25 protein-coding genes are annotated in these 24530 nt (G+C 52.6%); 16 read left to right on the forward strand and 9 right to left on the reverse strand.

Going from position 1 to position 24530, the window contains the following annotated elements; all coding sequences use genetic code 11:
- The 10 genes from H8B14_RS18290 to H8B14_RS18335 all read left to right on the forward strand — a co-directional run.
- A partial coding sequence (locus H8B14_RS18290; RefSeq protein ID WP_458363600.1) for a TraG/VirB4 family ATPase occupies positions 1 to 450 on the forward strand: 450 nt, incomplete at its 5' end.
- A gap of 2 nt (positions 451 to 452) precedes the next feature.
- A complete protein-coding gene (locus H8B14_RS18295) occupies positions 453 to 1577 on the forward strand; it encodes a hypothetical protein (protein ID WP_187317121.1) in 1125 nt (374 codons plus the stop codon).
- Between the two features lie 184 nt (positions 1578 to 1761).
- On the forward strand, positions 1762 to 2277 hold the full coding sequence (locus tag H8B14_RS18300; RefSeq protein WP_187317122.1) for a hypothetical protein: 516 nt from the start codon (positions 1762 to 1764) through the stop codon (positions 2275 to 2277).
- Between the two features lie 75 nt (positions 2278 to 2352).
- On the forward strand, positions 2353 to 3102 hold the full coding sequence (locus H8B14_RS18305; RefSeq protein WP_187317123.1) for a conjugal transfer protein TraK: 750 nt from the start codon (positions 2353 to 2355) through the stop codon (positions 3100 to 3102).
- 19 nt (positions 3103 to 3121) lie between these two features.
- Positions 3122 to 4021: a DUF4138 domain-containing protein gene (locus H8B14_RS18310; RefSeq protein ID WP_187317124.1), complete on the forward strand. Its 900-nt coding sequence runs from the start codon at positions 3122 to 3124 to the stop codon at positions 4019 to 4021.
- 17 nt (positions 4022 to 4038) lie between these two features.
- Entirely contained in the window at positions 4039 to 5433 is a 1395-nt protein-coding gene (traM, locus tag H8B14_RS18315; protein ID WP_187317125.1) for a conjugative transposon protein TraM, read from the forward strand.
- A gap of 31 nt (positions 5434 to 5464) precedes the next feature.
- Entirely contained in the window at positions 5465 to 6355 is an 891-nt protein-coding gene (locus H8B14_RS18320; RefSeq protein WP_187317126.1) for a hypothetical protein, read from the forward strand.
- Positions 6356 to 6361: 6 nt separating this feature from the next.
- Entirely contained in the window at positions 6362 to 6901 is a 540-nt protein-coding gene (locus H8B14_RS18325; protein WP_187317127.1) for a conjugal transfer protein TraO, read from the forward strand.
- Positions 6902 to 6919: 18 nt separating this feature from the next.
- On the forward strand, positions 6920 to 7309 hold the full coding sequence (locus H8B14_RS18330) for a hypothetical protein (protein WP_187317128.1): 390 nt from the start codon (positions 6920 to 6922) through the stop codon (positions 7307 to 7309).
- A gap of 25 nt (positions 7310 to 7334) precedes the next feature.
- Positions 7335 to 7700, forward strand: coding sequence for a hypothetical protein (locus tag H8B14_RS18335; protein WP_187317129.1), 366 nt, complete (start codon positions 7335 to 7337; stop codon positions 7698 to 7700).
- A 71-nt stretch (positions 7701 to 7771) separates the two neighbouring features.
- On the opposite strand, the gene H8B14_RS18340 is transcribed toward H8B14_RS18335, so the two are convergent.
- The gene (locus H8B14_RS18340; RefSeq protein WP_187317130.1) at positions 7772 to 8032 is read right to left on the reverse strand and encodes a hypothetical protein; all 261 of its coding nucleotides are present in this window, start codon (positions 8030 to 8032) and stop codon (positions 7772 to 7774) included.
- 760 nt (positions 8033 to 8792) lie between these two features.
- On the opposite strand from H8B14_RS18340, the gene H8B14_RS18345 reads away from it, so the two are divergent.
- The 3 genes from H8B14_RS18345 to H8B14_RS18355 all read left to right on the forward strand — a co-directional run bounded on the left by H8B14_RS18345 (position 8793) and on the right by H8B14_RS18355 (position 10683).
- Complete coding sequence (locus H8B14_RS18345; RefSeq protein ID WP_187317131.1) at positions 8793 to 9086, forward strand: DUF6088 family protein; 294 nt, start codon at positions 8793 to 8795, stop codon at positions 9084 to 9086.
- 93 nt (positions 9087 to 9179) lie between these two features.
- Positions 9180 to 9503, forward strand: a complete 324-nt coding sequence (locus H8B14_RS18350; RefSeq protein ID WP_187317132.1) for a hypothetical protein — start codon at positions 9180 to 9182, stop codon at positions 9501 to 9503.
- 295 nt (positions 9504 to 9798) lie between these two features.
- Complete coding sequence (locus H8B14_RS18355) at positions 9799 to 10683, forward strand: type IV toxin-antitoxin system AbiEi family antitoxin domain-containing protein (protein ID WP_187317133.1); 885 nt, start codon at positions 9799 to 9801, stop codon at positions 10681 to 10683.
- Here H8B14_RS18355 and H8B14_RS18360 read toward each other — a convergent pair.
- Complete coding sequence (locus H8B14_RS18360; protein WP_187317134.1) at positions 10680 to 11573, reverse strand: nucleotidyl transferase AbiEii/AbiGii toxin family protein; 894 nt, start codon at positions 11571 to 11573, stop codon at positions 10680 to 10682. The two genes, H8B14_RS18355 and H8B14_RS18360, sit on opposite strands and share 4 nt — an antisense overlap.
- A 239-nt stretch (positions 11574 to 11812) precedes the next feature.
- Positions 11813 to 12757: an HNH endonuclease gene (locus H8B14_RS18365; RefSeq protein WP_187317135.1), complete on the reverse strand. Its 945-nt coding sequence runs from the start codon at positions 12755 to 12757 to the stop codon at positions 11813 to 11815.
- Positions 12758 to 12977: 220 nt separating this feature from the next.
- Here H8B14_RS18365 and H8B14_RS18370 point away from each other — a divergent pair, with 220 nt between their 5' ends.
- Genes H8B14_RS18370 through H8B14_RS18380 form a run of 3 tightly spaced genes read left to right on the forward strand, consistent with a single transcriptional unit; the run spans position 12978 to position 16377 of the window.
- On the forward strand, positions 12978 to 14840 hold the full coding sequence (locus H8B14_RS18370; RefSeq protein WP_187317136.1) for a DUF2075 domain-containing protein: 1863 nt from the start codon (positions 12978 to 12980) through the stop codon (positions 14838 to 14840).
- 10 nt (positions 14841 to 14850) lie between these two features.
- Positions 14851 to 15192 (forward strand): nucleotide pyrophosphohydrolase, encoded by a 342-nt coding sequence (locus H8B14_RS18375; protein ID WP_187317137.1) that lies wholly within the window; start codon positions 14851 to 14853, stop codon positions 15190 to 15192.
- A gap of 21 nt (positions 15193 to 15213) precedes the next feature.
- The gene (locus H8B14_RS18380; RefSeq protein ID WP_187317138.1) at positions 15214 to 16377 is read left to right on the forward strand and encodes an HNH endonuclease domain-containing protein; all 1164 of its coding nucleotides are present in this window, start codon (positions 15214 to 15216) and stop codon (positions 16375 to 16377) included.
- Between the two features lie 71 nt (positions 16378 to 16448).
- Here H8B14_RS18380 and H8B14_RS18385 read toward each other — a convergent pair whose 3' ends face one another.
- The 6 genes from H8B14_RS18385 to H8B14_RS18410 all read right to left on the reverse strand — a co-directional run bounded on the left by H8B14_RS18385 (position 16449) and on the right by H8B14_RS18410 (position 24492).
- On the reverse strand, positions 16449 to 17675 hold the full coding sequence (locus H8B14_RS18385) for a phosphorylase family protein (protein WP_187317139.1): 1227 nt from the start codon (positions 17673 to 17675) through the stop codon (positions 16449 to 16451).
- Positions 17668 to 18123, reverse strand: a complete 456-nt coding sequence (locus H8B14_RS18390; protein WP_187317140.1) for a response regulator — start codon at positions 18121 to 18123, stop codon at positions 17668 to 17670. The genes H8B14_RS18385 and H8B14_RS18390 overlap by 8 nt, the downstream gene beginning before the upstream one ends.
- Complete coding sequence (locus H8B14_RS18395; RefSeq protein WP_187317141.1) at positions 18104 to 21631, reverse strand: hypothetical protein; 3528 nt, start codon at positions 21629 to 21631, stop codon at positions 18104 to 18106. The genes H8B14_RS18390 and H8B14_RS18395 overlap by 20 nt, the downstream gene beginning before the upstream one ends.
- A 95-nt stretch (positions 21632 to 21726) precedes the next feature.
- Positions 21727 to 22707 (reverse strand): tyrosine-type recombinase/integrase, encoded by a 981-nt coding sequence (locus H8B14_RS18400; RefSeq protein ID WP_187317142.1) that lies wholly within the window; start codon positions 22705 to 22707, stop codon positions 21727 to 21729.
- 154 nt (positions 22708 to 22861) lie between these two features.
- A complete protein-coding gene (locus H8B14_RS18405; protein ID WP_187317143.1) occupies positions 22862 to 24220 on the reverse strand; it encodes a Fic/DOC family protein in 1359 nt (452 codons plus the stop codon).
- Positions 24220 to 24492 carry an antitoxin VbhA family protein gene (locus H8B14_RS18410; RefSeq protein ID WP_187317144.1) on the reverse strand — a complete coding sequence of 91 codons (273 nt, stop codon included), beginning with the start codon at positions 24490 to 24492 and terminating at the stop codon, positions 24220 to 24222. The genes H8B14_RS18405 and H8B14_RS18410 overlap by 1 nt, the downstream gene beginning before the upstream one ends.
- Positions 24493 to 24530 lie beyond the last annotated feature (38 nt).

The raw sequence follows: 24530 nt of genomic DNA on the forward strand, positions 1-24530 counted from the left end.
ACCAGCAGCAAGATTGGCCCGGCCATCATCAACAACTCGGCCACCAAGATTATCCTGCGCCACGTCAACCCCGACTCCCTGGCCCAGCTACAGGCACCGCTGGGCCTCACCGGCCACGAGATGGATTTGATTAAGTCGGTGCGCTCCACGGACGCGCTGCGGGAGTTCTTCATCAAGCAGGGCGCCAAGGGCAAGGTCTTCGCCCTGGAGGCCTCCCCGCAGCTCGATGCCATCCTGACCTCCAAGCCCGTGGAGCGGAATCACCTCAACAAGCTGGTGAAGTTCTACCAGCAGACCCAGCAGCGGCCCAAGACTGACAAGAACGGCCACATGCTGCTTAATGCAGAGGGGCAGATGGAATACGAACCGGTGCGCGTGCAGCGCCTGGACTACGCCGTCGACCAGTTTGTGGAAGATAAGCAGGCCCGCAAAGGGTCTTTGGCGAAATGAGCATGCTCGCGATGGTTGCCTACGGCATCGACCCGGGCTTTCTGCGGGCCTGCGACCAGACCCTGCAGGTCGTGCTCACCGCCTGCCGCTTCATCACGCCCAGTTTGATGGGCATTGCCCTGCTCTACACCATCGGGCGCGGCTTTATCTCCGGCAGCGGCCTGGCCATGGACTGGGGCCCCATTATCAAGGCCACCTGGATATTCTTCCTGCTCTTCTTCTACCAGACGCTGATGGACACGCTGGGCATGGGTATCGCAGCCTTTACGGCGCTGTTTGCTACGAACCAGTCCGCGGCCGAAGCCCTGCGCGACCTGACCACGCCGCCTGCGGTAGCCGCGGCGGCCCGAAATGATTCCATGGGCATCGGCGACATCGTCTCGGGAGCGTCGGCCCTGATGACCAGTATATCGGAAACGCTGTCCACGTTCACGTTTTCGGGGCTGATGACCCGGCTGTTTACGGCCACCACGGTGCTCATCATCCGCAAAATCATGACGTTCATCCAGCAGTTTATCCTGGGTTTTCTGTACGTCTGCGGTCCGATTGCTATGACCCTGTCGGTCGTGCCCTCCTTCGGCCAGCTGGCCATGAAGTGGCTGCAGAACTTCTTGGCCGTGCAGATGTGGGGGCTGACGTTCGTGCTGCTCGACACGCTCTATAAGTTCTACGCCGAATCGGCCCGCGCCCCCGGCGGGCTGTTTAGCAACATCGTGAACGGCCCTCAGCAGTCGGTCGATGACCAGATGTTTATGCTCACTTCGGTGGCCTTCGTGCTGCTCTACGTGATGGTTCCCTATCTCACGTCGCTGTTTATCGGCTCCTCGGCCGCACAAGGCTTCGTCGGCTCCATGACGGGCATGGCCGTGGGCGCGGCCACCGCTGCCGCCGGCGTCGTGGCTCCCGGTGGGGGTGGCTTGTCGAGTGCCGTTGGCCGCGCCCTGGGGAATGGGGGCGGCGGTGGGAGTGGGGGAGGAGGCAGTAGTGGCGCCGCATCGACCAGTAACGCGGCCGCCGGTGGTGAAGCCCCTAGCGGTTCTGCCTCCTCTGGCCTGCCGGTCATCACGATGTCAGATGCCCTGAACCCATCCTACCGGCAACGCGCCTCCGGCATCTGGACCAAATAGCTCCTTCCACCTAACCCTTCACACTATGAAAAGTCTGCCTTTATCCCTCGCTGCTATCCTGCTTTACTGCCTCGCTTCAAGTTGCCAATCAAACAACACTAAACCGGCTACAATCATTGCAGAGCCCGTTTCTGACCGTTCCGCCCCAGCGGCAGCAACTCCAGTGGGCAGCTCTCCGGCTCCATTGTCCCCTTCCGCGTTCGATGTGCGTCCGGGCGTGGAGCAGCAAACGCCGAAGCAAGGCTACCTGCAGGTCATTGCTGCCAAGGCCCTGAAAGCGGAGCCCATGCCGGTAACGCTGCCCTGGATGTGGGGCTCGGACCCGGACCGCTCCGGTGGCCGCAAAGTCGGCACCGCGCCCGGCTACCGCATTGCTTATGAAGCCGTGCTCCGCTGGAAGCCGACGGGCTTCGGACCTAATGAAAAGATTCCGGCCTCCTTGCCGCTGTATTCGCCCAACGGTACTGATTCGCTGGCCAGCTTCCAGGTAGGAGCGGAGGGTATCACCAAGCCGGAAAGCTTCACCGTGTCGCAAATCCAGCCCAATACACCCGTGACCGTGCGCGGCACCTTGTATGCCTACACCGGGCAAAACAACCAGAAGCAGCCGGCACTGGTGGTGTATCCCTACCGCGACCCTTCCAGCCTGCCGGAACCCAACAGGATGACCTTTCTGACGCTTAAATCAACAGGGCTGTAGAACTACATAATTACAGAACTGTAGAACTGTGTAGCAATTGAGCATTCCCGCTCTTAAAACTCCTAACCACTCCCAATGGATTCCGCCAAAGACCTAAGTACCTCCTTCTCCACCATGCGCAACCTGGCGCTGGGCAGCGTGCTGGCCTTGCTGCTCGTGGCCCTGGCTTCGGGCTTTCTCGTGTACCGGGCCTACGAAAACAGCGGCCGGCGCGTGTACGTCGTCTCGCAAACCGGCTCGGTGGCGGCCCTATCGGCCGGCAACGATGCCCACACCCCCTACGAGGCCCGCAACCTGGTACGCCAGTTCATGCAAACCATGTTCGGCCACGACCAATACACCTACAAGGCCAACCTGGACGCGGCCCTGCCCCTGATTGAGGGCCGGGGCGGCCGGCGCATCTACGAGGGTTTCACCCGCGGGCAGGTGCTGCAGAACTACGAGCGCTACGCCGCCCGCAACGTGGTGACCGTGGACAGTGTGCTGGTGGACATGAGCAAGCGGCCCTGGTCCGGCGCGGTTTACATCAAGCAGCGCATTTTCATCGGGGGCCAGCAGAAGGAGCCCCTGCCGCTGGCCGCCAAGTTCAACCTGGTGGAAACCAACCGCTCGGATGCCAACCCCTACGGGCTGCTCATCACCAATTTCGACTACATCCCCTACACCCCGCAGCTGACGCGGGAAGAGCAGGAGCTGCTGCAGGCCCAGGAAGCCGACCGGCAGCGCCGCCTGCAGGAAGCTGAGCGCGGCTTGGCGCCGGCCGGACCACCCACGGCCCCGACGGCCCCCGCCGCGAGTCCGGCCCCCACTACCCCGGCTAAGTAACCCTTTATCCTTCTTACTCATGCGTCTTCACACCTTTCCGGCCCTTTTGGGGCTGCTCACACTGGTTTTCCCAACTGCGCCTGTTCACGCTCAGGGCGCCGCCACTTCTCCGGCCACTGCCGTCGTGGCCACTGATAACCTGCTGGACGTGGCCGTGTCCGACTCTTCCACCACCTACCTGGTCTTCGGCGGGCCGGTGTCGCTGGTCGACGTGGGCATGGCCAACAACTACCTGGTCAAGATTGAGGCCAACGCCGTGTTTGTGCGCGCCAAGCGCAAGCACGCCCCGCCCACGCCCCTGCTCATCCGCTACGGCTCGAAGTACTGGATGGGCCGGCTCGTGTACGTGAATCGCCCGGTGCTGCAGCTCTACGACTTTCAAAAGGACGGCGCGCTGAGCATCAACGGCAAAAGCGCCTCCTCCACGGGCGCGGCCCCGGAAAACGAGCTGGCCCTGGACAAGGAGCGGGAAAAGAAAGCCGTCGTCGAGGGCAAGCTCCAGAAGCTGCGCAAAGCCCGCGAGGAGCACCAGACGGTGGCCGTGGTCGACAACGATTTGGTGCTTTCGCTGGCCAACGTGCGCAACGACAAGGATTTCACCTACCTGCGCTTCAAGGTCATCAACAAGACCAACATCGACTACAACGTGGATTTCACCGACTTCCAGCTGGTAGAAAACGCGCAAAAGAAGTTTCTGGCCCGCAAAAAGAACGAGGCCCGGCGCCCGCTGGCGCCCTCCGGCGGGGGACCCAACCAGGTGATTACCGGGCGCACCACCGGCTATTTGACCTACGCCATTCCCCTGTATGCGGCCACGGAGCGTGGCTACCTGGAAGTAACCCTGCGGGAGCTCAACGGCGCCCGGGTGCTGGTGCTGCCCGTGCCGTCCCGCGTGATTAACCGCGCCGCTACCATCTAACGCCGCCCGCTATTACTATGGAACCCATCACTCCCCCTACCCAACCAACCACCCCGGTTACCCGCCCGGAAAGCGAGCAGCCGGCCCCGGCGGTCGCGGCGGTAAAGCGCACCCCCACGGAAATACTGCGCGCGAACTGGATGGCCTTCGCCGGCCTGCTGCTGGTGCTCGTCTTTGGCGGCCTGTTTCTGTGGCTGAAATCGGCCAAGGAAGCCGCCCAGCAGCAGCGTGAGCCGGTAGCCGCGGCCTCGGCTAACATCGAGCCCGAAATTCCTTCGGTGGAAACGGCGCCCCCAGCGCCGACTAGTTCACCCTCCGCCCAGATTGAAGCCCAGCGCCGGGCTGAGCAGGATGCCCAGAGCGCCCCGGCCCGGGCCACGGACCAGGATGTCGTGGACGTGTTTGCGGTCGATACCACCGGTCTGGCCCTACGTAAGCGGCGTAGGGCCCAGGCGGCCGCCCAAGCGACGGCCCGCCGCGCCGAAGCCGCCCGCCTGGCCGCGGCCGACGTGGACACCATTGAAGCCACCATTCAGGACCCTGCCACGGGCTCGTACCGCGCGCAGACCCTAGTCGTGCCGCGCCGGCGCCTCACTGCTGGCGGGGGAGGTAGCCGCCGGGCTGTTACCGGTCGAACCGGGCGCAGCCTGATGCCGGCGCGGGACGCGGACGGCACCCCGTTTGAGACCGACCCGGACGTGCTGGCCATGCTGGGCTCCTCGCCACCGGAAACCCGCGCGGCCTACGAGCGCATGACCGGCAAGCGCTACCGCGACCCCAACCAGACCGCGCAGCTGCTGGCCAACCGGATGAATGCCCCCGGCATGGATGGCTTCAATACCGTCAAGGTGGGCAATGCCACCCGGATGATGGCCCAGGGCAGCCAGCGCGAGCAGCAGCTGGCCCCGGACGTGTTTTTTAAGTGCGTCATCAACGGCGAGCAGAAAGTGCGCACCGGTTCGGTGGTCATCCTGCGCCTGCTGGAGGATGCCGTGGTTTCCGGGGTGACGTTTCCCAAGAACATGGTCTTTGCCGGCGTGGCCACCGTGGGCACCAACAACGTGACGCTGGAAGTAAACCGCCTGGGACCGACGCGGGTGCAGGCCGACATCTACGACTTCAACTACATGCCGGGCATCATGATTGACCCGGTGAAGCGCGTGGCCAAAGAAGCCGGCATGGCGGGCAACGAGCTGCAGCAGCAGACCACCCAGGAAATCAGCACGGCCATTGACCGCTCGGCTTCGGCCGCCAACTCCGTGGTGGGCGTGGGGGGCCGCGTGGCCGCCTCAGTGCTCGCCCGGCCCAAAACCCGCACCAAGCTGCGCGATGTGCTGCTGCCCGATGGCTACCCCATCCTGATTACCACCGCGGCCGCCGGCCAGCTGGGCCCGGAAGCCGCGGCCCGCTGATTCCTTTTCTCTCACGCTAACCCTCACGACGATGAAAAAGATGCTTTTGCCGGCCCTCGTGGCCCTGGCGCTCATTCTGGCTCCCAGCACCAATGCCGCGGCGCAGGCTGTGGTGAATGACCCGCTGCATATAGGCGTGCACATCGGCGACTTCGCCAAACGCCTCGCCCAGTGGACCGAAACGGTCAAAAACTACCAGGTGGTGCGCGACGCCCGGCAGATTGCCGGCGTCACCAAGGACATCACCGGACAAGTCAAGGACATCACCGACGAGACCCTGCAGCTGCAGCGCCAGGTGCAGGCCGACCTGCGCAAGGTGCAGAGCATTCAGGACCTGCGCCTCTCCAACCCCCAGGAGCTGTTTGCCCGCGCCCTCGCCATGTCCGGCCGGGGGCAGAGCAACCAGTTTATGCCCGTGTTCCAGAGGGCCGAGCGCCTGCGCCAGGCCCTGCAGATGGGCAATCCCCAGCAGGATTTGAATACGGTGTACGACGTCTTTTCCCGCTTCGGCTCGGGCGCCACGGCGGGCAACAACCGCATGAGCTCCCAGCAGTACCAGCAGAAGCGCGAGGAAGCGGCTGTCTCCACGTTTGCCTACGAGGAGATGATGCAGAAAAAGAAGATTGCCACTGCCTTCGGCTACTACAAGATTGCCGACGAGATGACCCAGCAGAGCATCGAGATGAATGCCACGCTGAAGAACCCCGGCCGCTACGCCATGACCGAAGGCGAACGGATGGTAGCGCTGAATACCTCCAACGACAACATGATTAAGGCCATGCAGCTGCGGCAGGAAGCTGACCGGCTGCTGGCCGAAGCCTCCCAGCCCGGCCCCTCACGGCAGGCCGCCGAAATGGTCTATTCCGACATCCTGGTGCAAAACGCCCTTATCAAAGCGGACCGGGCCCGCCCCCGCAACTAACCCCTTATGAAAAACCTATTGCTAGCGGCCCTGCTGCTGGCAGGGGCCGGCGCCGTGCCGGCTTCCGCCCAGCGCCACGTTCAACACATTTCCAGCTGGGGTGCCCACCTGGGCCGCTCCAAAAAGGGCGACTACTACGAGCTGAGCTACACCAGCATGCTCACCAACCACCTGGCTCTGCGCGCCAGCGTGCTACGCGAATCCGGCAATCTGAGTGGCCGCGGCGAATACTCCAGCTACGTGGGCCGAGTGCTGCTGGCCCCGCAGCTGTTCCGCGTGGGGGAAGTCGCCTACGTCCACCTGCTGCTGGGCGCCGCGGCTGGTTACGAGCGCACCGGTGAGAACGGCACCGCCGAGTTGGCCGCCGATGTCAAGGAGCCGCAGCGCTTCACCTACGGCCCGCACGCCGGGGCGGAAGTCGACTGCTATCTGGGCAACCGCCTCTCGCTCGTGGCTACCGCCACCAAAGGCTACCTGTTCAATAACCCGCTCCTCGACCAGTGGCCGGGTTACGCCAGCGCCGGCCTGCGGTATCACTTTCGCTAACCTCTGCTTTTCTGACCTATGAAACGACTGACTTATCTGCTGCTGAGCGGCCTCACCCTGGCCACTATGGCCGGTTGCTCCAAAGACGACGCGACGCCCGCCGGCCCCAAGGGATACCAAGTGGAGTACCGCATTTCTTCCACCACGGCCCCGCTGTCGGACTACATCAGCTACGACAACGAAAGCGGTGGCACAACTACGCTTGATAACGTCCCGCTGCCGGCTACCTACCGCTTCAAACGCATCATGAAGCGCGGCGACCACCTTAGCCTGCTGGCCAGCCTCGACGGGGGCACGGCCGCCTCGGAAATCACGGCGGCCATCCTACTGGATGGACAAGAAGTGAAAAAGGAAACTGGCCGCGGCGCCGATGCCCAGGCCGTGCCGGTGTATGTGATTGGGCAGTAGGCAAGCCAAGCTCGTACTTCGCGGCATGGATTCGTCTATCATTCCCGTCGGCTTTCCCGACCCGGCGCTCGTCATCAACTACCCGACGGCCCTGCGCTATATCCGCTACCGACTCAACCGGTTTGCGCACGGGCAGATGAAGCCCTGGGCGGTGGAGCACCGCTTCAACTATGCCCGGCTGGTGGAAATCAAGAAGGATGACCGGCAACTGTATGTGCCCCTAGTGCAGCGGCTGCTGGCCACCTTTGGCCACCGCGTCGATGTCCTTCGCCTCATTTCGCCGGATAAGGTCAAAAGCCACTTCTTCTGGTTTGCATCACGGGAGGCCCACGCGCAGTTCATCCACGAGCTGCGCTCCTACGACCAACTGGTAGCACTGGCCAGTCAGTAGCTGACTTTACCACCCCGCCCAAAAAAAGGCCGCCCCGTTTCCGGGTCGGCCTTTCTCTTGAGTAAGCTTTGCTAGGCCGCCTTAATCAGTTCCTGCTGCAGACGCTCGCGCAGTTGCTCGTAGGATTGCGGGCAAATGCGGACAGTGGGCTCCGCAGCAGTGCAGTAGAGGAAAGTGGGGTCCACCAGGGCAACAGCACGGGCCCAGTCAGCCTGGGGTATGTCAGCGGAAAGGGATAGCAAGGGGGTGAATTCTTCTTGAATGAGCCGAATAACCAGCAGCTGGATAGCAGGGCAAATGCTGGAAAAGCGGCGATAGGGAGTCGCAGCCATAGAAAATGTCAACATAAAGGATGGGAAACGCCCCGCCTGCATCCGCGCATTCGGGCCGGGCAGGAAACAGCTTATCAGCACAGCTACCCCCAGGGGGCTGCATTTAACTGATTACAGGAAGTAGGGTGCGTTACGCCAGGGAGCCCACAAACAGGGCGGGCCGCTGCTGGATGGGCAGCGGCTGCCGGTGAACCCAGCTCAGCCAGTCTGCAGAGAGAACCGCTGACGAGGGGCAACTATGCAAAGCGTAGGATTTCTGAGCTAGCATACTCGGCAATGAGATTGACAGGCAAAGCTAGCCAATACGGGCAAAACAGGCAGCTGTTACGCTTTTCACCCTGCAAAATTGATAGTAACCGGTTTCAGCCCGACCGTTTATTGCCTACTTGGCGGGCATAGCTAGCTTCTTCCACAAGCGAATCATTCCCGTGCCATGTGAGCCCTTGCTGAGCCCATTGCCATAGCGCGGCCTCGCGCTAAAAACAGACCCTGCGTCCTAGAGAACCGCTTTTGCCAAATCTGCACTGGGTGTGATGAGCCCATTGTGAGCCAATGGCAAAGCCAGAGTAAACATTAAAGCAGGACATATTTTAATGTTTACTCTGGTTTTGCCATTAAAAGACCTCCCTTGTCGCTAGGCCCTAGACCGACTGCAAAATACCTTGTAATGTTTTGCAGTAGAAAAACTTTACATTGTAGCCAGCTTTGCAGGCCGCAACAGATGGAAAAAATAGCTAAACCGACGACTGCCCGCCAGAAAATGCTCAACCGCTTGCAAAAGCTGGAGCCAGGCTCCCTCGTGCGCTATGGGGACTTTGACAGCCTCGGCATCGCGGCGGGCACGGTCGCCGTGAACCTGAGCCGGCTACGTCAGGCAGGTGTGGTGCAGCAGGTGACCAAGGGCACCTACCGCCTCCCCCTGCAAAGCCGCTTCGGCCCGGTACCGGTTTCCGAGCAGCAGGTACTGGAGGTACTTCTGCAGACTCCCGATAAGAAACTACGGGGCTATCCCACCGGCGTAGCGGCCTTCAATCGCCTGGGCCTGACGACGTAGATAGCCCAGGAAATCCGAATTGCCACGCCCAGGCCGGGGCGCCCGAAGAAAGTCGGCAACGTGTGCGTGCGCTTCGTGCGCAGTCGGGGCAAGGTGAAGCCGGAGGAAGTAAAGCTGTGCCAGCTGCTCGACGCCTTGCGGCAGATTAAGCGCTTGCCCGACACTTCGCCGGGGAAGGCGTTGCTGCTCCTGCGCGAGCAAATTAACCAGCTGCCGCCGGCTGAGAAGACCATCCTGGTCCGCTTGGCGCAGGGCTATAACCCGGCGACGCGGGCCCTGCTGGGCGCGATACTGGAAGGGTTGGGGGAAACTACGCTGATACCCAAGCTAAAATCCGGCTTGAATCTCTTAACGACTTATAAGCTTGGTCTATCCGAGCAGACTTTGCCGAACCGCGCGCTGTGGCAAATCCGATGACCATCCGATACCCAGGAGCAGGAATTTCGCGACCTGCTTAACACCGCCGCGCTGGCGCTGGGTATGCGGGAGCGCTTTACCGAACGGCACTGACCCAAGGTTGCTAGAGCCTAAAATCGATTTATGCTTAGCCTTAGCAGGTACTAGTACCTGCTAAGGTACGGAATAAATCTGGAGTCGTTGTCATAAAAACTTCCTTTTCATTCCGCCTGGACTTGACTTTATAAGAAATAGGCTGTAACTTTGCCTTGGTGCCTAAGGTACTAGTACCTTAGGCACTCCGAACATTTTCCAAATGGCCAATAAAACGCGCTTTCAAATTGCGAAGAAGGATATCATCGCCTTCTTCAGCGAGCGGGAACAGCGGGTATACCGGGAACGGGAATTAGAGCAGCTACTGGCCCAACAACGGGAGGGCTGGCGCCTAGCCGTAGGCACTAGGGCACGGGATTTTCTCGACCTGATGCTGGATTCCACGCAATTGCGGCCAGTAATTATCCAGGCAAATGGTCAGCCCAAAACCTATTACACCTGGGGCGAAGTAACTGCCTTTGAGCTGGGCAGTCACTTGGTGCCCCGCGCGTACCTCTCGCACTATACCGCGCTCTATCTACACGGCCTGACCGAACAGATTCCCAAACAGATTTTTGTTAACCAGGAGCAGAGTGCCCGCCAGCCGGTTTCGCTACCCGACCTAACCCAAGCCGAGTTGACGGAGGCCTACGCCCGCCCCGCGAAGCTTACGGCTCCCAGCGCATACCACGGCGACTATGCCTTTGTGCAGCTGCATGGCAAACACACGGGGCAACTTGGGGTGGTGAGGCAGGACCACTTCGCGGCCGGCCGGGTCGCCTTGACCGGGTTGGAGCGGACGCTGCTGGACGTGACGGTGCGGCCCGAATATGCCGGGGGCATCTACCAAGTGCAGGAAGCCTACCGACTGGCCGCGGGCCGCGTTTCCATTAACCGGCTGCTGGGACTGCTTACCAAGCTTAGTTACCGCTACCCATATCACCAGGCGGTGGGCCTCTACCTAGAACGGGCAGGAAACTACAAAGCTTCGCAAGTGCAGCTTGTACGTAAGTTTCAGCCGCCAACCCTGGACTTCTATCTGGCACACGAACTGGTTAATCCGGCTTACGATGCCCAGTGGCAGGTGTATTATCCGGCGCATTTCTAAGCAGTCGCGGCCGGGCCGGCCGCCGACGGCTCCAGTAGTCGGCTGAAGTGCGTCACTACGTAGTCGAAGTACGCATCAAAGCCCAGCAGCTGAGTGCCGACCGTCACGTTTGCTTCCACAGACTTGTAGTCCGCGCGGTGCAACTCGCGGTAATCGACAATGGTAGCCAGGTAGGCCTCCGGTACTCGTTTGGCTCCGAATACCTGCCGCAGTGCCTCCAGGGCGGCTTCACTGGTTGAGTCAATGGTAAACTCGTGGGCGAGCGTATAGATGTCGTAGAAATCCCGCGCCCGACCGACCGACTTATGCCCGCCCACAATCTCGCCGTAAGCCGGTATCTGCTGGCAGACGGCGCGCAACTTCTCAAAGACGACGAGCTGGGGCGGGTACACGTAGTAGGTGTACCCGTTAAGGGTTTTCTCTACCTTCAGCTCGCAGTATTCATAGGGGCTGATGTCGACCGTGAACTTTCGGTTCTGTTGCTTGTCGAACGTGAGCGAGTTGCGTCGCAGCCCGGCCAGGTCGTCGGCGTGCTGGCGAACCTGTGCGGCCGGGGTCAGCTTGAACTCCAGCAGGTAACCGCCCCAGAATGATTTAAGGTGCTCGGCAAGCTTGCTGGGCCGCTGCTGCCAGCGCACGTCGAAAGCGTGCAGGCCCTCCTCGGCAAACACTGTTACCAGGGACCTTTCAATAGTGGCAAACGTGGCCTCCAGATCCTCGAAATCGTCGGCCATGGAAAAGTCGAGGTCGGCCGAGCCACGGTTACCCACCTCGTAGGCAATGCTGATGGCGTTGCCGCCTTTGAGCACGAGCTTTTCCATGAGCTCATCGTCGGCCACCAGGGCAATGATGACTAAACGCTTAATTTTATCGAGCAGCGATAATTCCATGCCTTAAAAGTAGGCCTTGTACGGGTGGCTCCAAAAAGGCTGTGTGGCGCGGGGCTGAGTTTAGACATCATAATTGTTACTTATGACGTCTAAAGTATGAAGCTCAACAATGATAAGTAAGGTCCGATAACTCTTACTTATCGGACCTTATAGGTTAGCACTCGGACCCGAGTCAACCCCATCGGGGAATAAGAGATAGTAAGCAGCAGTATGATTTGTGTTCGTTAAGGGTTTATTTCTTAAAACTCAGCGTTAACTCTTCTTAGATGCTCCGGAGCAGCCTGCCAAATTTGTTTAAGCTTTTCAATGCTCAGTGCGGGCCGCTTGCTATGGATCATCCTATGGCAATTTGCACACAGAACGGCCACGTCTTCCACTGATGTCATTACTCCCTCTGTCCACAATTCTTCGGGCCGTTCCGATAAGGGGTTCTTGTGATGGCACTCGGCATAGCCGCTACCTAACTCCCCGTAATGGCGCCGAAAATCAAAGCTGCACACTTCACAGATGTAGTTACGCAGCCTCTTAGCCTCCGACGCAAGCCGCGGGTTTCTTGTGAAGAAATAGGATTCTCGCAACCGTCTTTTTCCTTCTTGAAATTCCTGATTATTGCGCTCAGAATCGATGGCGGTTTTAGCCTTGGCTTCAAGTCCTAAGGCATCCAGAAATACATCGTACAGCAATGCTGTACAGCGAGTCAGGTATTGTCCTTGGGTAATTCTAATACCAGTCCTATAAGAGGCAAAAGGATAACGATCAGGGCGGATGGGTGTCATCTCGCTAAGAATGCGCGCCAAGTACTCTGGATGCTTGTTTAGGTTTTCGGGGGTTAACCGCTTTTCAAATGCTTGGTAATCCGTTAAATCTATGCGGTAGTACTCGGGAGCAACCCATCTGCCGGGGCTAGGGGGTGGGGTAGAGATAACGCGGCATGTGGCTTTAACACTCGAAAAACCACAGAGTTGGGTATGTGCAGCGCCCCCGTCCCAGTTGTGTTTGTAGAAGTGCAATACCAAATCACCCACCTGAGGTTGAAGCATTACCTGATACCGCTTTGCGCCGCTTTCGTCCACACGGGGGCTCCACAAACAAGTTCCAAATTCCCACCCCGGGCCACCGTGACCATGGTTTGAACTGGTTATTTCAACCCACGTATTTACGGAAGTTACAAAGTCTGGCAGCATGCACTTTTTTGGACAAGTTACTGGCAGAACTTTATCGATTGAGCTTTTTCTTGTTCAAGAACACAGCCAATGGAATTGGATAGGTAGGCATACACTGAGCTATTGCTTGTAAAAACAGGTTAGCTTACGTCGTTGCTCGAACGATACTCATCTATCTTGTCAAGATATTCTCCGATGCCTGCACTAGGAATCAGCTCAGCATCATCACATCCTGGCATTAATGATTGTCTACCAAAAATCTAAAGCGGAATTCCGCAGCGACGTATTTAGCAACGATATAGAAACGGTGATCCAACAGGCCGTTCTCAAAAAGCTAGGACACAAGACGGGGCAGTCGGAGATCAATTCCTGGCGCAATTCCATGCAATACATGGATCGCGTGCTTAGCGATGTGCAGATCCCCGACGACAGTGGTGTCAGCATCGAATACCAACTGCCGTATTCCGGCATGCGCATAGATTTCGTGGTTACGGGCCAAGACGAAGCCGGCACCGATAAAGCCATCATTATCGAATTAAAGCAATGGTCAGAGGCGGAGGCCACCGACAAGGACGGTATCGTTTCAACCTTTTTAGGCAAAGGCACTCGGGAAGTCAATCACCCTTCTTACCAAGCCTGGTCGTACGCCGCTTACCTCGAAGGATTCAATGAAACTGTTTACAACGACGCGATTCAGTTGTTGCCCTGCGCGTATCTTCATAATCACCCCGATGACGGTGTCCTGACTACCGGCCATTACGTTGATTATGTAGCTAAGGCCCCTTTGTTTCTAAAGAGTGACGCGGCAAAATTGCAGGACTTCATAAGGCTGCATGTAAAACAGGGGGACCGCAGTCGCATCATGTACCGGATCGAGGGTGGCAGGATACGTCCTAGCAAGCAGCTCGCGGACTCACTGGCCTCGATCATGCAGGGGAACCAAGAGTTTATCTTACTTGATGAGCAAAAAGTGGTGTTCGAGACGGACCGGAAGCTGGCTGCGAAATCAGCGGATGAGCGCAAGCATGTGCTTATAGTACGGGGTGGGCCTGGAACCGGGAAAACGGTGGTAGCTATCAACCTATTGGTGAACCTTACCAAACAGGGCCTCATTGCTAAATACGTGACCAGAGCTGCAGCCCCCCGTGACGTTTACAAAAGCAAGTTAATCGGCTCCATGAGAAAGTCACGCTTTGATTCGCTATTTGTAGGTTCCGGTACATTTACTGCCACCGCTGTCAACACGTTTGACACCCTGATTGTGGACGAAGCCCATAGACTGAACGAAAAGTCCGGCTTGTTCAGCAAGGGCGAAAACCAAGTCAAGGAAATCATCCAATCGGCTCGGTTTACCATATTTTTCCTCGACGAAGACCAGCGGGTAACAGTTAAGGACATTGGCAGCGAGCAAGAGATTCAAAAGTGGGCCCACGAGCTAGGTGCTCAAGTTCACAAACTGGAGTTGGTCTCTCAGTTCCGCTGCAATGGGTCCGATGCCTATATGGCCTGGCTGGATCACGTTCTAGAAGTACGCGAGACTTCCAACCCCACGCTGGATGGCACGGACTACGATTTCCATGTCGTTGAGACACCCGATGAATTGCAGCAGCTCATTTTAGAAAAGAACCAAGAGCGCAATCGCGCGCGCATGGTGGCGGGTTACTGCTGGGACTGGGAAAGCAAGCGGGACCTAAAGGCCTTTGACATTAATTTAAGTGCAGGCTTTCGCCACCAATGGAACCTGACAGACGATGGTTTTCTCTGGATTATGAAGGAGGATTCCGTGCAGGAAATTGGTTGTATTCATACCTGTCAGGGGCTGGAGGTGGATTATATAGGCGTGATCATCGGCCCAGACTTAGTGGTTCGCAATGGGAATGTGATCACCAATGCAAGCGCCCGAGCGTCGGCGGATAAAACTGTGCACGGGCGCAAGCAATTGATGAAAACCGCGGAAGGACGAGCCTTGCTTGATCAGGTAATTAAAAATACCTACCGTACGCTAATGACCCGGGCAATGAAGGGATGCTACGTGTATTGCACAGATAACGAAACCGCCGCCTACCTGCGCCATCGGATCTCTCACCCATATTGGACTCTTTAAGCATAAACCGATGAACCACTCTATTCTGGAGCTGCTTCAGCAGCTGCGCCGGTTTCGGGACGAACGTGATTGGGCACAATTTCACAACCCCAAGGATCTCGCGCTCGCTTTGAGCATCGAGGCCGCCGAGTTAAACGAGCAATTCCTGTGGAAAAAGCCAGACGAGGCTAATCAGGACAAGGTCCGGGAGGAGCTGGCGGACGTGCTGCTTTATGCTTTCCAAATAGCGGATAAATACAACTGGGACGTGCTTCAGCTCATGCAGGAGAAAATGAACCGAAACGCAGAGAAATACCCGGTTGCAAAAGCCCGGGGCACAGCCAGAAAGCACGACGAGCTTGACGCAGATTGATCATAAATGCGCGCCGTTAGCATGAACGCATTACATGGAGAGCAGGTCATCGCCGCCATTCTCAAGCACGATACCAAGACCACCAGCTACAAAATAGCGCTCCTCCGTTCCATCAACGATGTGGTGCTGATGTACCCCGATATGGCGCGTGACGACTTGTCCGTGGCCATCCCGTTACGTCGGTTAGCGGAATTGTGGGTGGCCTATTATTGGCCTTTTGCGGACGAACTCACTCCGATTTACCAAGGAGCACGCGCCATTGTTTCCGGCTGTTTGCGCAATGATATCGCGTTCCGTCCAGCTGTTACTGCATTGAAGCTTGAGTGGAAACGCACGGTACAGTTAGGTGTTCAAGCAGGTGATGGCTTCTTCTTGCATGCCGAGATGCGTACTCCGCGTCGGAGAAAGTCCTACGGCCATGCGCTTCAATCCGCTTACGATAAAGCAGTGGCAGCAGCGGGCAAAGCCTTGCTCATGCCCATCAAGTTTGCCGGGCCGGGGCACTGGTCCATCTTCGCTCAACCTACCCGCTGCGATCAACTCGTGGACTCCACGCGCGCGTTACCAGGCACCCAACTGAATGAACTTTGTCTGGTTGTCTCAGGCGAATTGTGGGCCGCGTTTCATCGACTTTCTCTTTACGTAGAGGCACTGTGCATCCACGAATGGTGCCTGTTTACTGAAGGGGTAACACAAGACCCAGCACGCAACGTCACCCGGGGCGAAGTTTACACGTTGCTTACCGCTCGTCCCGACAACCGTCGCCCTTTATCCTGGGAGCGTAACCAAATTGACATTTTGCTACACGAAAACATTCAGTTCACGTGCCCTTGGACGCAAAAGGTCATCTCGCACCCTCAGCATTATGATCTCGATCACTTATTGCCGCTTACGATTTACCCCATCAACGAGCTCTGGAATTTATTGCCCGTCGATCGTCAATACAATCAGCATACTAAGCGCGACCGCATACCCGATGCGTCTAAACTAGCTGCGGCAGAGCCGTGGTTAACGAAAGCTTATGCTAACTACCGCAAGCTTGCAACGCTTAAAAGTGCGGTGCAGGAGGATGCAATGCTACGCTTTTTTGGCTTAGAGATGATAGACTTCGAAGCGCAATTAGCTAGGCGCGCAGTTCGCTTCATCGACGAAATCGCTACAGCTCGTTTTGCTCAGCGGTTTTAATACAGCAGTTGGTGCGGATTATTCCACGGCTGTGGCATCGGCAATGGTCATTCCGGGAGTAAACTGCAGGGTTACATAAGATGCTTTTCTATAAGTTCTCGCGCAATTGCTGAGCTAGTGTAAGCCGCATAATTATGATATCTATCATCTTTATTTTCATCGGCAAAGTCAACAACTGATTTAATGCAGATCGATTTAGGTTTTGGATGTATGCTCTCTTGAGCTGCTAAGAAAACAGCATATGCTTCCATCTCAATCCCAATTAGTTTTCTATGCTGCTCTTGAACACGCTTAATGCTGTCTCCATCTGCCAAAACAGCAGCACCAGATGCTACTGGTCCAATATGCATAGAAAGAGAATCAGAAGGTTTAGTAAACTTGAAATCCCGTTTAATTTCAAATAATAATTGTTCGTCTAATTTTATTCTATTTACGTAAGATTTCAACGTCGGATCTAAATATATTTGATAAGGCTCCTGCAAAAAAACAGGCGCCCTAGTATCTTCGGACAAAGTGATTTTACCACTACCATAATCCCAAAGCATTTCCGGAACTATAACATCTCCATAATTAGCTTTTCCACGTATAGCAGCCATGATGCCGCACATAATTATGTAGATGGGACGAAAATGCTGAATCATTTTCATAGATAAAGCAGCCGCGGCAGGCATTCCCATTCTAGCACATGCAGCTAAATGAATTTCTTTCCTATTTCCAGAGCGATCAGTTAATACTGTTTTATAGTATTGGGTATCATCATGAGGTAAATTAATTCCTTCCCACAGCCAACCATTATTCAGCACGCTTTGCAACTCAATTGTATCCAAAGCACATATTATGCATGCAAGCGTTTTATGCTCCGATTGTTGACCTGTTGCGCTTGAAGCAGCGAGAATTTGATTTATTCGCTCAATTAATTGGTCCTTCCACTGGTAGCCGAATTCATCATAGTAAATAGATGAAAAGTTCTTATTGAAAAACTTTTCACTATTTTTTTCAAATAACTCCGAGTGCTGAGTTATACCTATTACGTATCTAGGTGCAAGATAATTATCTCTATCTGTAATTTCTGCTAACAAATCAATACCCCCATCTGGATTTGATTCCTCATCTATACGGGTTGGAATCATCATATCCAATAATAAGACGTCGTATGCTTGTTTTTGCATCTCAGCTAATGCCGCTAAAGTGCTAGAAGCATGAATTATATTTGCTATATCAACGCCGCATGTTACAAGGGCATTAGTTATTTTCTGCATTTTAGCAGGGTTGTCTTCAACTAGAAGAATTTTAAGCATTTGATATTTCATTTAGCATTTTTGTCAAATTGTCTTTCCAATCATCTAAAGCGTTGTTATAATAAACAGCGCCTTTGTAATTCGAAAGTCCATCTTCTTTAAGTTGGTGATCAAGTTCAGAAAGTGTTAATTCATTATTTTTTTCGCCAAATTTATCGAATTGCGTCACAATAATTACTGGCGTATCGATGGATATTCTTTCCATTTCATACAATATTTCACTACCCCCATAATACTGTGGATTGCCACCATTTTCATCAATGTCAACATCAAATGTTGGCATTGACATATCGAGAATTACGAGATCAAATTTTTTGTCCATAATAGCGCGTATACCACTATTCATAGACTTAGCAAAATCTACAATAGGATTACTAATACTGTTATTAAGAAAAAGAGCAATTTGTTCTCTCTTTAGTTCGTCATCTTCAACGATCAATATCTTCATGCTTTACAAACTGCTTGCTGTCGAATGGAAAGTTTATTTGCACAAAAAACTTTTGTGAATCAGCGCCAAATGAAAAATATGGTATACCATTATTGATATCATCAGCAATATCGTACTGTAATATCTTTTGTATTTTAAAAAACCCGGATCCGCCTTCAAGATTAACATACTCTTGTGATATATTCTTATCAATATAATCCTTTATTTGGTTAAGCTTGCGTTTTGATTTTATGGAAAGCTCGAGACTGGCAATTGCATTTTCGATGTTAACAACAATATTATTGTTTTTGATAAATATAAATATATCAGCCTTTGATTGTCCATAATAGCCTGAATGCTTTATTATATTCTCAAATATAATGAAGAATATATCAACATAATTAGCCAAATACTGGCCATTTACGAACAAGCAAGTTACTTCTTCAGCAACATCAAGGTTTGCTTTAAAATCTGGGTATAAAGTTGTAATACTATCAATGCTTATATTTATAGAATCGTCCACAGTAAAAGGCTCATTTGCAAATTCTTTAGAAAGCCTGAACCACTCAGTAACCCTATCGATTGCGACTTGCACTTCTGAACGTGTGCGACTAATAGCGGTATTCAATACAGCTATGTTGGGGATATTTGAAATTGAATTTACTTGTTTTAATAAATGATCAAACATGTCATTAATTGATGGCTTTATTTCAGATGAAATTCTTTCTCTGAACTTATCTAAGGCATCTTCAAGCACCAAGTAAAACTGTTTAAATATTGCTTCGAGGAAATCATCAAAGCTAGTATTTGCTGTCACTTCACTTGACAGAATAATCATACCTTGTTTACCTAAAGAAAAATTAAACATGCCCTTGTCATCTGGCCCCTTCTTAATTTGAACCCACTCGCCTAATATCTTTTCTAATAAAGAATCAAATGTTTGTGAAAATTCAGAAAGGGTTTTTTCCATTTGTAAAATAACAACAGAATCATTAATACTAAGTTCGTTGGGCCAATAATCATTATTCTGGTACACGAATCCATTAGTAGATTTAACTCGTTGTGTTATAAGATTATTTAATTCAAGAACGCTCCTTGTTTGGCTTGATAAAGTTCCATGTCTAATTCTTGTGCTTAAATATCCATCAAGGCCGTATTCTGTATTAGAAACAAATAAATCTCGCAAATCAACGATCATTGATTCAAACAAGGCATAAGTTTCGTTTTCTGGAAGATCAAGAGATAATATTGATTCACTGAAGCTTGCGCCATCTAAGTCCTTAGGCAGCTTACTATATGTATCTCGCATCTTCGTTTCTATATTGGCAAAATATTCAGAATCTATACCTTCCTTTATTAATGATATATATCTAGCAAATTTGTCCTTTATTTGTTTGCTAACAACTAATTTTAGCTGATTGGAATTTACGTATATTTTGCTTTTTTCAATTTCTTTAACACGTTTACGTATCATTATTTTTCTTTGAATATCTTTTATTTCATTTTGATACACTTCTGTGTTGCTTGGATCACACTGAATTAATAATTTGCAAACAAGTAGGCGTTCGCGAACCACTTCTTGTGAGCTTCTAAATGCGATTGATTTACTGAACATGTTTTCGTTGCATATTTCTTTTAAAAAATATATTATTTTATTAATTGGATATTCATCGAGAGAATCGTTGAGTTCAGATGCTCTTTTAACCCCATTTGATTTAAGAAAGTCTTCGTAAGCATACTTTTTTCGTCTTTCAAGCCTGTTATCGCTAATTAGTTTATAAATATCCAATAAAATCGATTGAGACAATGGATCAGAAGTAGTGAACTTAATTGCCTCTAATTCCTTTACTATCTTCTCTATCGGTAGAAATGCTAATACTCTGTTATTATCAATGTATTTAGTTACAACGAAATCTATGCACTCATCGAATTTTTTACTACGAAGCAATAACTGGCAATACATTCGCATTGCCGAGTATTTTATGAATCCATCCTCAGATTCTAGTAATCTATGGCAAAGCGTAAGTCCTATAGAATTTTTGTTGCTAACAAATGACTTTAAAGTATTTGCAAAAGTTAATTCATTTATATCAACTTGGGAAGTTTGGTCATTTTTCTGTCGCAACAAAGTATCTAAAGAATTTTGAATATTAATAAATTTATTATTAGCAATATTATTGTAAAAGTCTTTTTTTGATTTTGGCTTCAAAAAAAACCAAAATCTATAGAGGTCTTCAGTCTGCAAAGCAGTAGCGCCATAATGCGCAAGATAAATATCTTCATCTGTTGTTTCATTAGAAATTATATTTACTATATATCCTAACAATCCATCTGCCCATGCATATGTATAATAATTTACAGTCAAGTTAAGAAGATAAATTAAAGAGTTTTCAAAATCATCATCAACTTTTAGTAATGACGATAACCTTTTTATAATCTCTAAAGCAATACCTTTTTTTGGAAATATAGAGTTGATTAAGTCCACTGGGGCATTAGGACGCTCTAATATTCTGGACACTGTAACCAGAGACCCTATGTTATTTGCATTTTCATAAAACTCTGACTTAGCGAAATTTATCGCCAAGTCAAATTGATTATGTATATAAGCAATTTGGCTTGGCAATAATTGTTGTTTATCCTCAAATAATTTATTATTTAATATATCTAATGCTGATGATTTAACAACGCTGGCCAAATCAGATAATAAATTTGGAAGCGTTTTTGACTTTAATTCATAGGGAATATCTAAAGATAAATTAGAGTTAAATGAAGCTATTATTGATTTAACAGCGTACATTAAAGCTTCATAGCTATCAATTACTGAAACAGAATTAGAAACATTAAGCAATATACTTAGATCAGCTGCTCCTAGAATGTGGTTCGCAGCAAAGTGGTATTTGAAGAAAGGGTGCAATAGACTGTCCCTAATATTCTTTTGTAATATATCCTCCACATATTTTCTATGAGCAAAATACGAAGTGCTTGGCTCATTTCTATAGCTGATATAGTGTGCAAACAAGTACGTTGCACTATTGCGATTTGATTTAAGTCTAACATAAGCCGAAAAGCTCTTTTGTGGCTCTAACCCTTTTGAAGCCTGTAGAAAAGCAATTTTATTTTTAATGTACCAATATGAATACCCAAAATGTTGTTCAATTTCATTTAAAATATGTTCGCACTCATCATAATTTCCATGCAATATATGTTTATTAAAACTCTCGGATAAGTTTATAAATATATTTAGCTTTTGATAATGACATTTGAGATATGAAGCTGTCCATAGCAACTCTTTCTCTAGATCAACTGTGGCTAATGGAGCACTTACCGTTAGCAAAGAAACGTTAGAGGGAAATGGGTCATATATATTCGCATTAATTTTCTTTACTGAATATATAAATTTAACAATTTCAGGCACTTGATCTAATCTTATTCTCCTTTTTATCGCGCTTATATCTTTTTGCAAAGCTTTAGAATTAAGCAAATACCCCTTAATGGAGTTATAGTTATCAATATTAAGCTGAGATTTCATTTTTCTGTTTTGAGTTTGGTGTGTAGTATGATGCTCAATACTGGAAAATATTGGCTAATACAATATTTCGTAAATATGATAAGATGTATGCAATCTTACAACCCTAAATATTGAGCTGCGTTAAATCTTTTTACATCATCTAGACGAGCATACCGTTCAATCATAGCATCTGTTTTTTGCTTGGTCTGGTTTTTTATTGCCTTATTGGATTGCCCAGCTTCTACCGCAATGGTTACAAATGAGGCGCGCAAAGAATGCGCAGAATACATTGCGCCTAAATGCCGTTGCACTAAATCATTTACACTCTGATCCGTTAACCGATGTTGGCTGGGTTGAGCCGGTCGTTCCTTAGTCCCGCGGCTCATGCGGGTAAATAAAGGACCGCTGGTTCGCTCGAGACACTCAATCCATTCCTGGATGGCCCGCACCGGACAGAAATCCGCACTGGGCGAGTAAAATACTGCTTTGTCTTCCTCGAGTCCATACTGGTTAGTTTTGCTCTGGCGCAAATGAATCACCAATGCTTGCCGAGTAAGCTCCACGTCCTCCACGTTCAGGGCCACCAGCTCCGAGCGACGAAAGGCCCCAGCAAAGCCCAACAACAACAACGCCCGGTCCCGTAATCCCGTCGGGGTGCTCACATCCATTGCCCGAATAGCTTGCTTCAACTCCGCCACGCTAAAAGCGGGCGCCTGGCGCTGCCGCTTGCCCACGACCCGGGCAATACCATCGAGCACAACCTGTAGGGCCTCGTGACCGGTCGGCGACGGCTGTCCCGCCAATTGGTGCAGCTTAGCAATGGCCGCCACGTGTCGCCGAATGGTCGCCAGCTTCATGCTCCGGTCCGCCATCTGCGATACGTAGCCGGCGACCGTCGTGACTTCAGCCGGCAAGTGCGTCACCTGATGATGCGCGCAGTAATCCTGGAAGCTGCGCAAGTCCGCCGCGTAGCCGCGCTTGGTATTCTCGGCGCCGTGCAATCCGGCCTCGACATACTTGGCTACCGAAGACGGCAGCTCAACCAGCGAGTGGTTGCGGGTGGGCACGAGGACGGGAAGCGACAACGAATTTTCCATGCACCTATATAAATAAGGAGTGACGACCAGATTTCACCCCAAATTAGCATAAAATAGATTAGTACCGATAATTCAGGATTGTCGGTACTAATTTACCTACTGATTTTTATCCCGGGAGAAGACACAGCAGAGAATGAATGCCCATGAGCCTTGGTTATCGTTCAACTCCGTGCCCGGCATCGCGACGTACAGCGGCACCAATGGAATTCTGAATCTCGGGCGCTTTCACCAAAACTCCCGTCTCGCTTTTCAATTCGTCCAAGTATTGGCTGCCATTTAGTGCCGGAATCTCATCTGCTGCTTCAATTGACTTGCCGACGTTCTTCCGGTTCAATCCGCCAATGAAGGGCGTGCGTTCAACGTGCTGGGCAACTTCCTGCAGCCGTGCCGCGTCCAGCACCTTCCCGTGCTCACGAAGGCTTTGGGCTACATGGCTAGCTGCCTGTTGAAAAATGGCTTGTGCCACCTCATGGGTTTTAAGTTGAGTCGGCAACTTCACTCCTGCTTCCTTTACCGCCAACGCCTGGACCTGCTCCGTCGCTGCCCGAAAGCGCTTAGCATCCGTCTGGTCCTGCCGGGCATCGGGTCCCTGCAATGCCGGATGCTTGATAATCGTCTCCGCTGCCTGCTGAAACTGTCCCAGGTGGGTCTGAATAGCCACTGGGTTCAGATTCGTTGCTTCCACCCCCTTCCCCACTGCTACTCCCTTCTCATAATTACCGACCCCGGGCATATTGGCCACAATGTCCATCACCCGGTAGCCCGTTACCTCCAGCTCGCGCCGGGCATCCATGGCTTGCATCTGCGGGGATAAGGCCGCCAGGGGCCGAGCCTGGGTCGGGTCGCGGAGCTTCTCCGCTTCAAGGCCCGGCGCCGGGCTGATTACCTGCTCAAACATGGCTTTCAGCGCCTGCAAGTTCTTCTCCGCTTCTTGGGGCGCGTGCGGGCGCACCATCGCCAGGTCGCGGGCCCGGTTGAGCGTGGCCGGGTCAATGCGGCCGAAGTCGACCTGATAGCCGGCTTCCTTACCCAGCTGCACAAACGTGGCCTGCAGCGTGCGCCCATTGCCGTCCCGAAAAGCGTGGGTGTGGTTGTACTGGTCAAGATAGTAGGCCGCCCGCTCAGCAAACTTCTCTTCCGATAGCCCCTTCAGGTAATTCTCCTTGCCCAGCTGCTCACCAATGGCGTTCAGTCGCACCTCAATCTCTTTGTAGGGCGCGTAGGTCATCGTTTCCTTGAAGCCGGTGACGTACGTGGGTTTGTGCCCCTGAAACTCCCGGTCAGCCCGGGTTTCACCGGCCCACTGGTAGACGCCTTCAAAGAGCTTCTGGTGGACCAGCTTGAGATGGGCGTGGTCGTAGCGCCCGCCGGGGATGCCGCCCTGCACATTGAGCCGCTGCAGGCGCAGCAGCGAGGAGTCAGTTTCGGCCTGGGCCAGCTGCTGGGGGTCGGTAATGCCCAGCCGGTTGAGCCGTACCCCGTTCTCGTCGCTGAATCGGTCGCCCCTTACCATCAGCGCGCGGGGTTAGGCTCAGAAGCAGCGGAGTCGCCTCCCGGCCGGTAGCGGGCCAGCAGCATGGCATCGGTCAGCTCGATGGCCTCCTCGATGCTTATCTCGCCGTCCACGTGCCGCTGCATGATGGCCAGGGCCTCCGGGCTGGGCGCGGGGCCGTTGCTCATCAGGATGGCGATGGAGTTGTTGGCGTGGCGCTCGCGCTCCTGGCGGGCAGTGAGCTGCTCGGGGTTCAGGCCGGCCGGGGCGGGCGTGAAAAAAGACTTCATCATAGGGCTTGGGGTGTAGGTGCTGGGTACTTACTCAACAG

The sequence above is a fragment of the Hymenobacter puniceus genome, from assembly GCF_014333525.1.
Taxonomy (GTDB): domain Bacteria; phylum Bacteroidota; class Bacteroidia; order Cytophagales; family Hymenobacteraceae; genus Hymenobacter.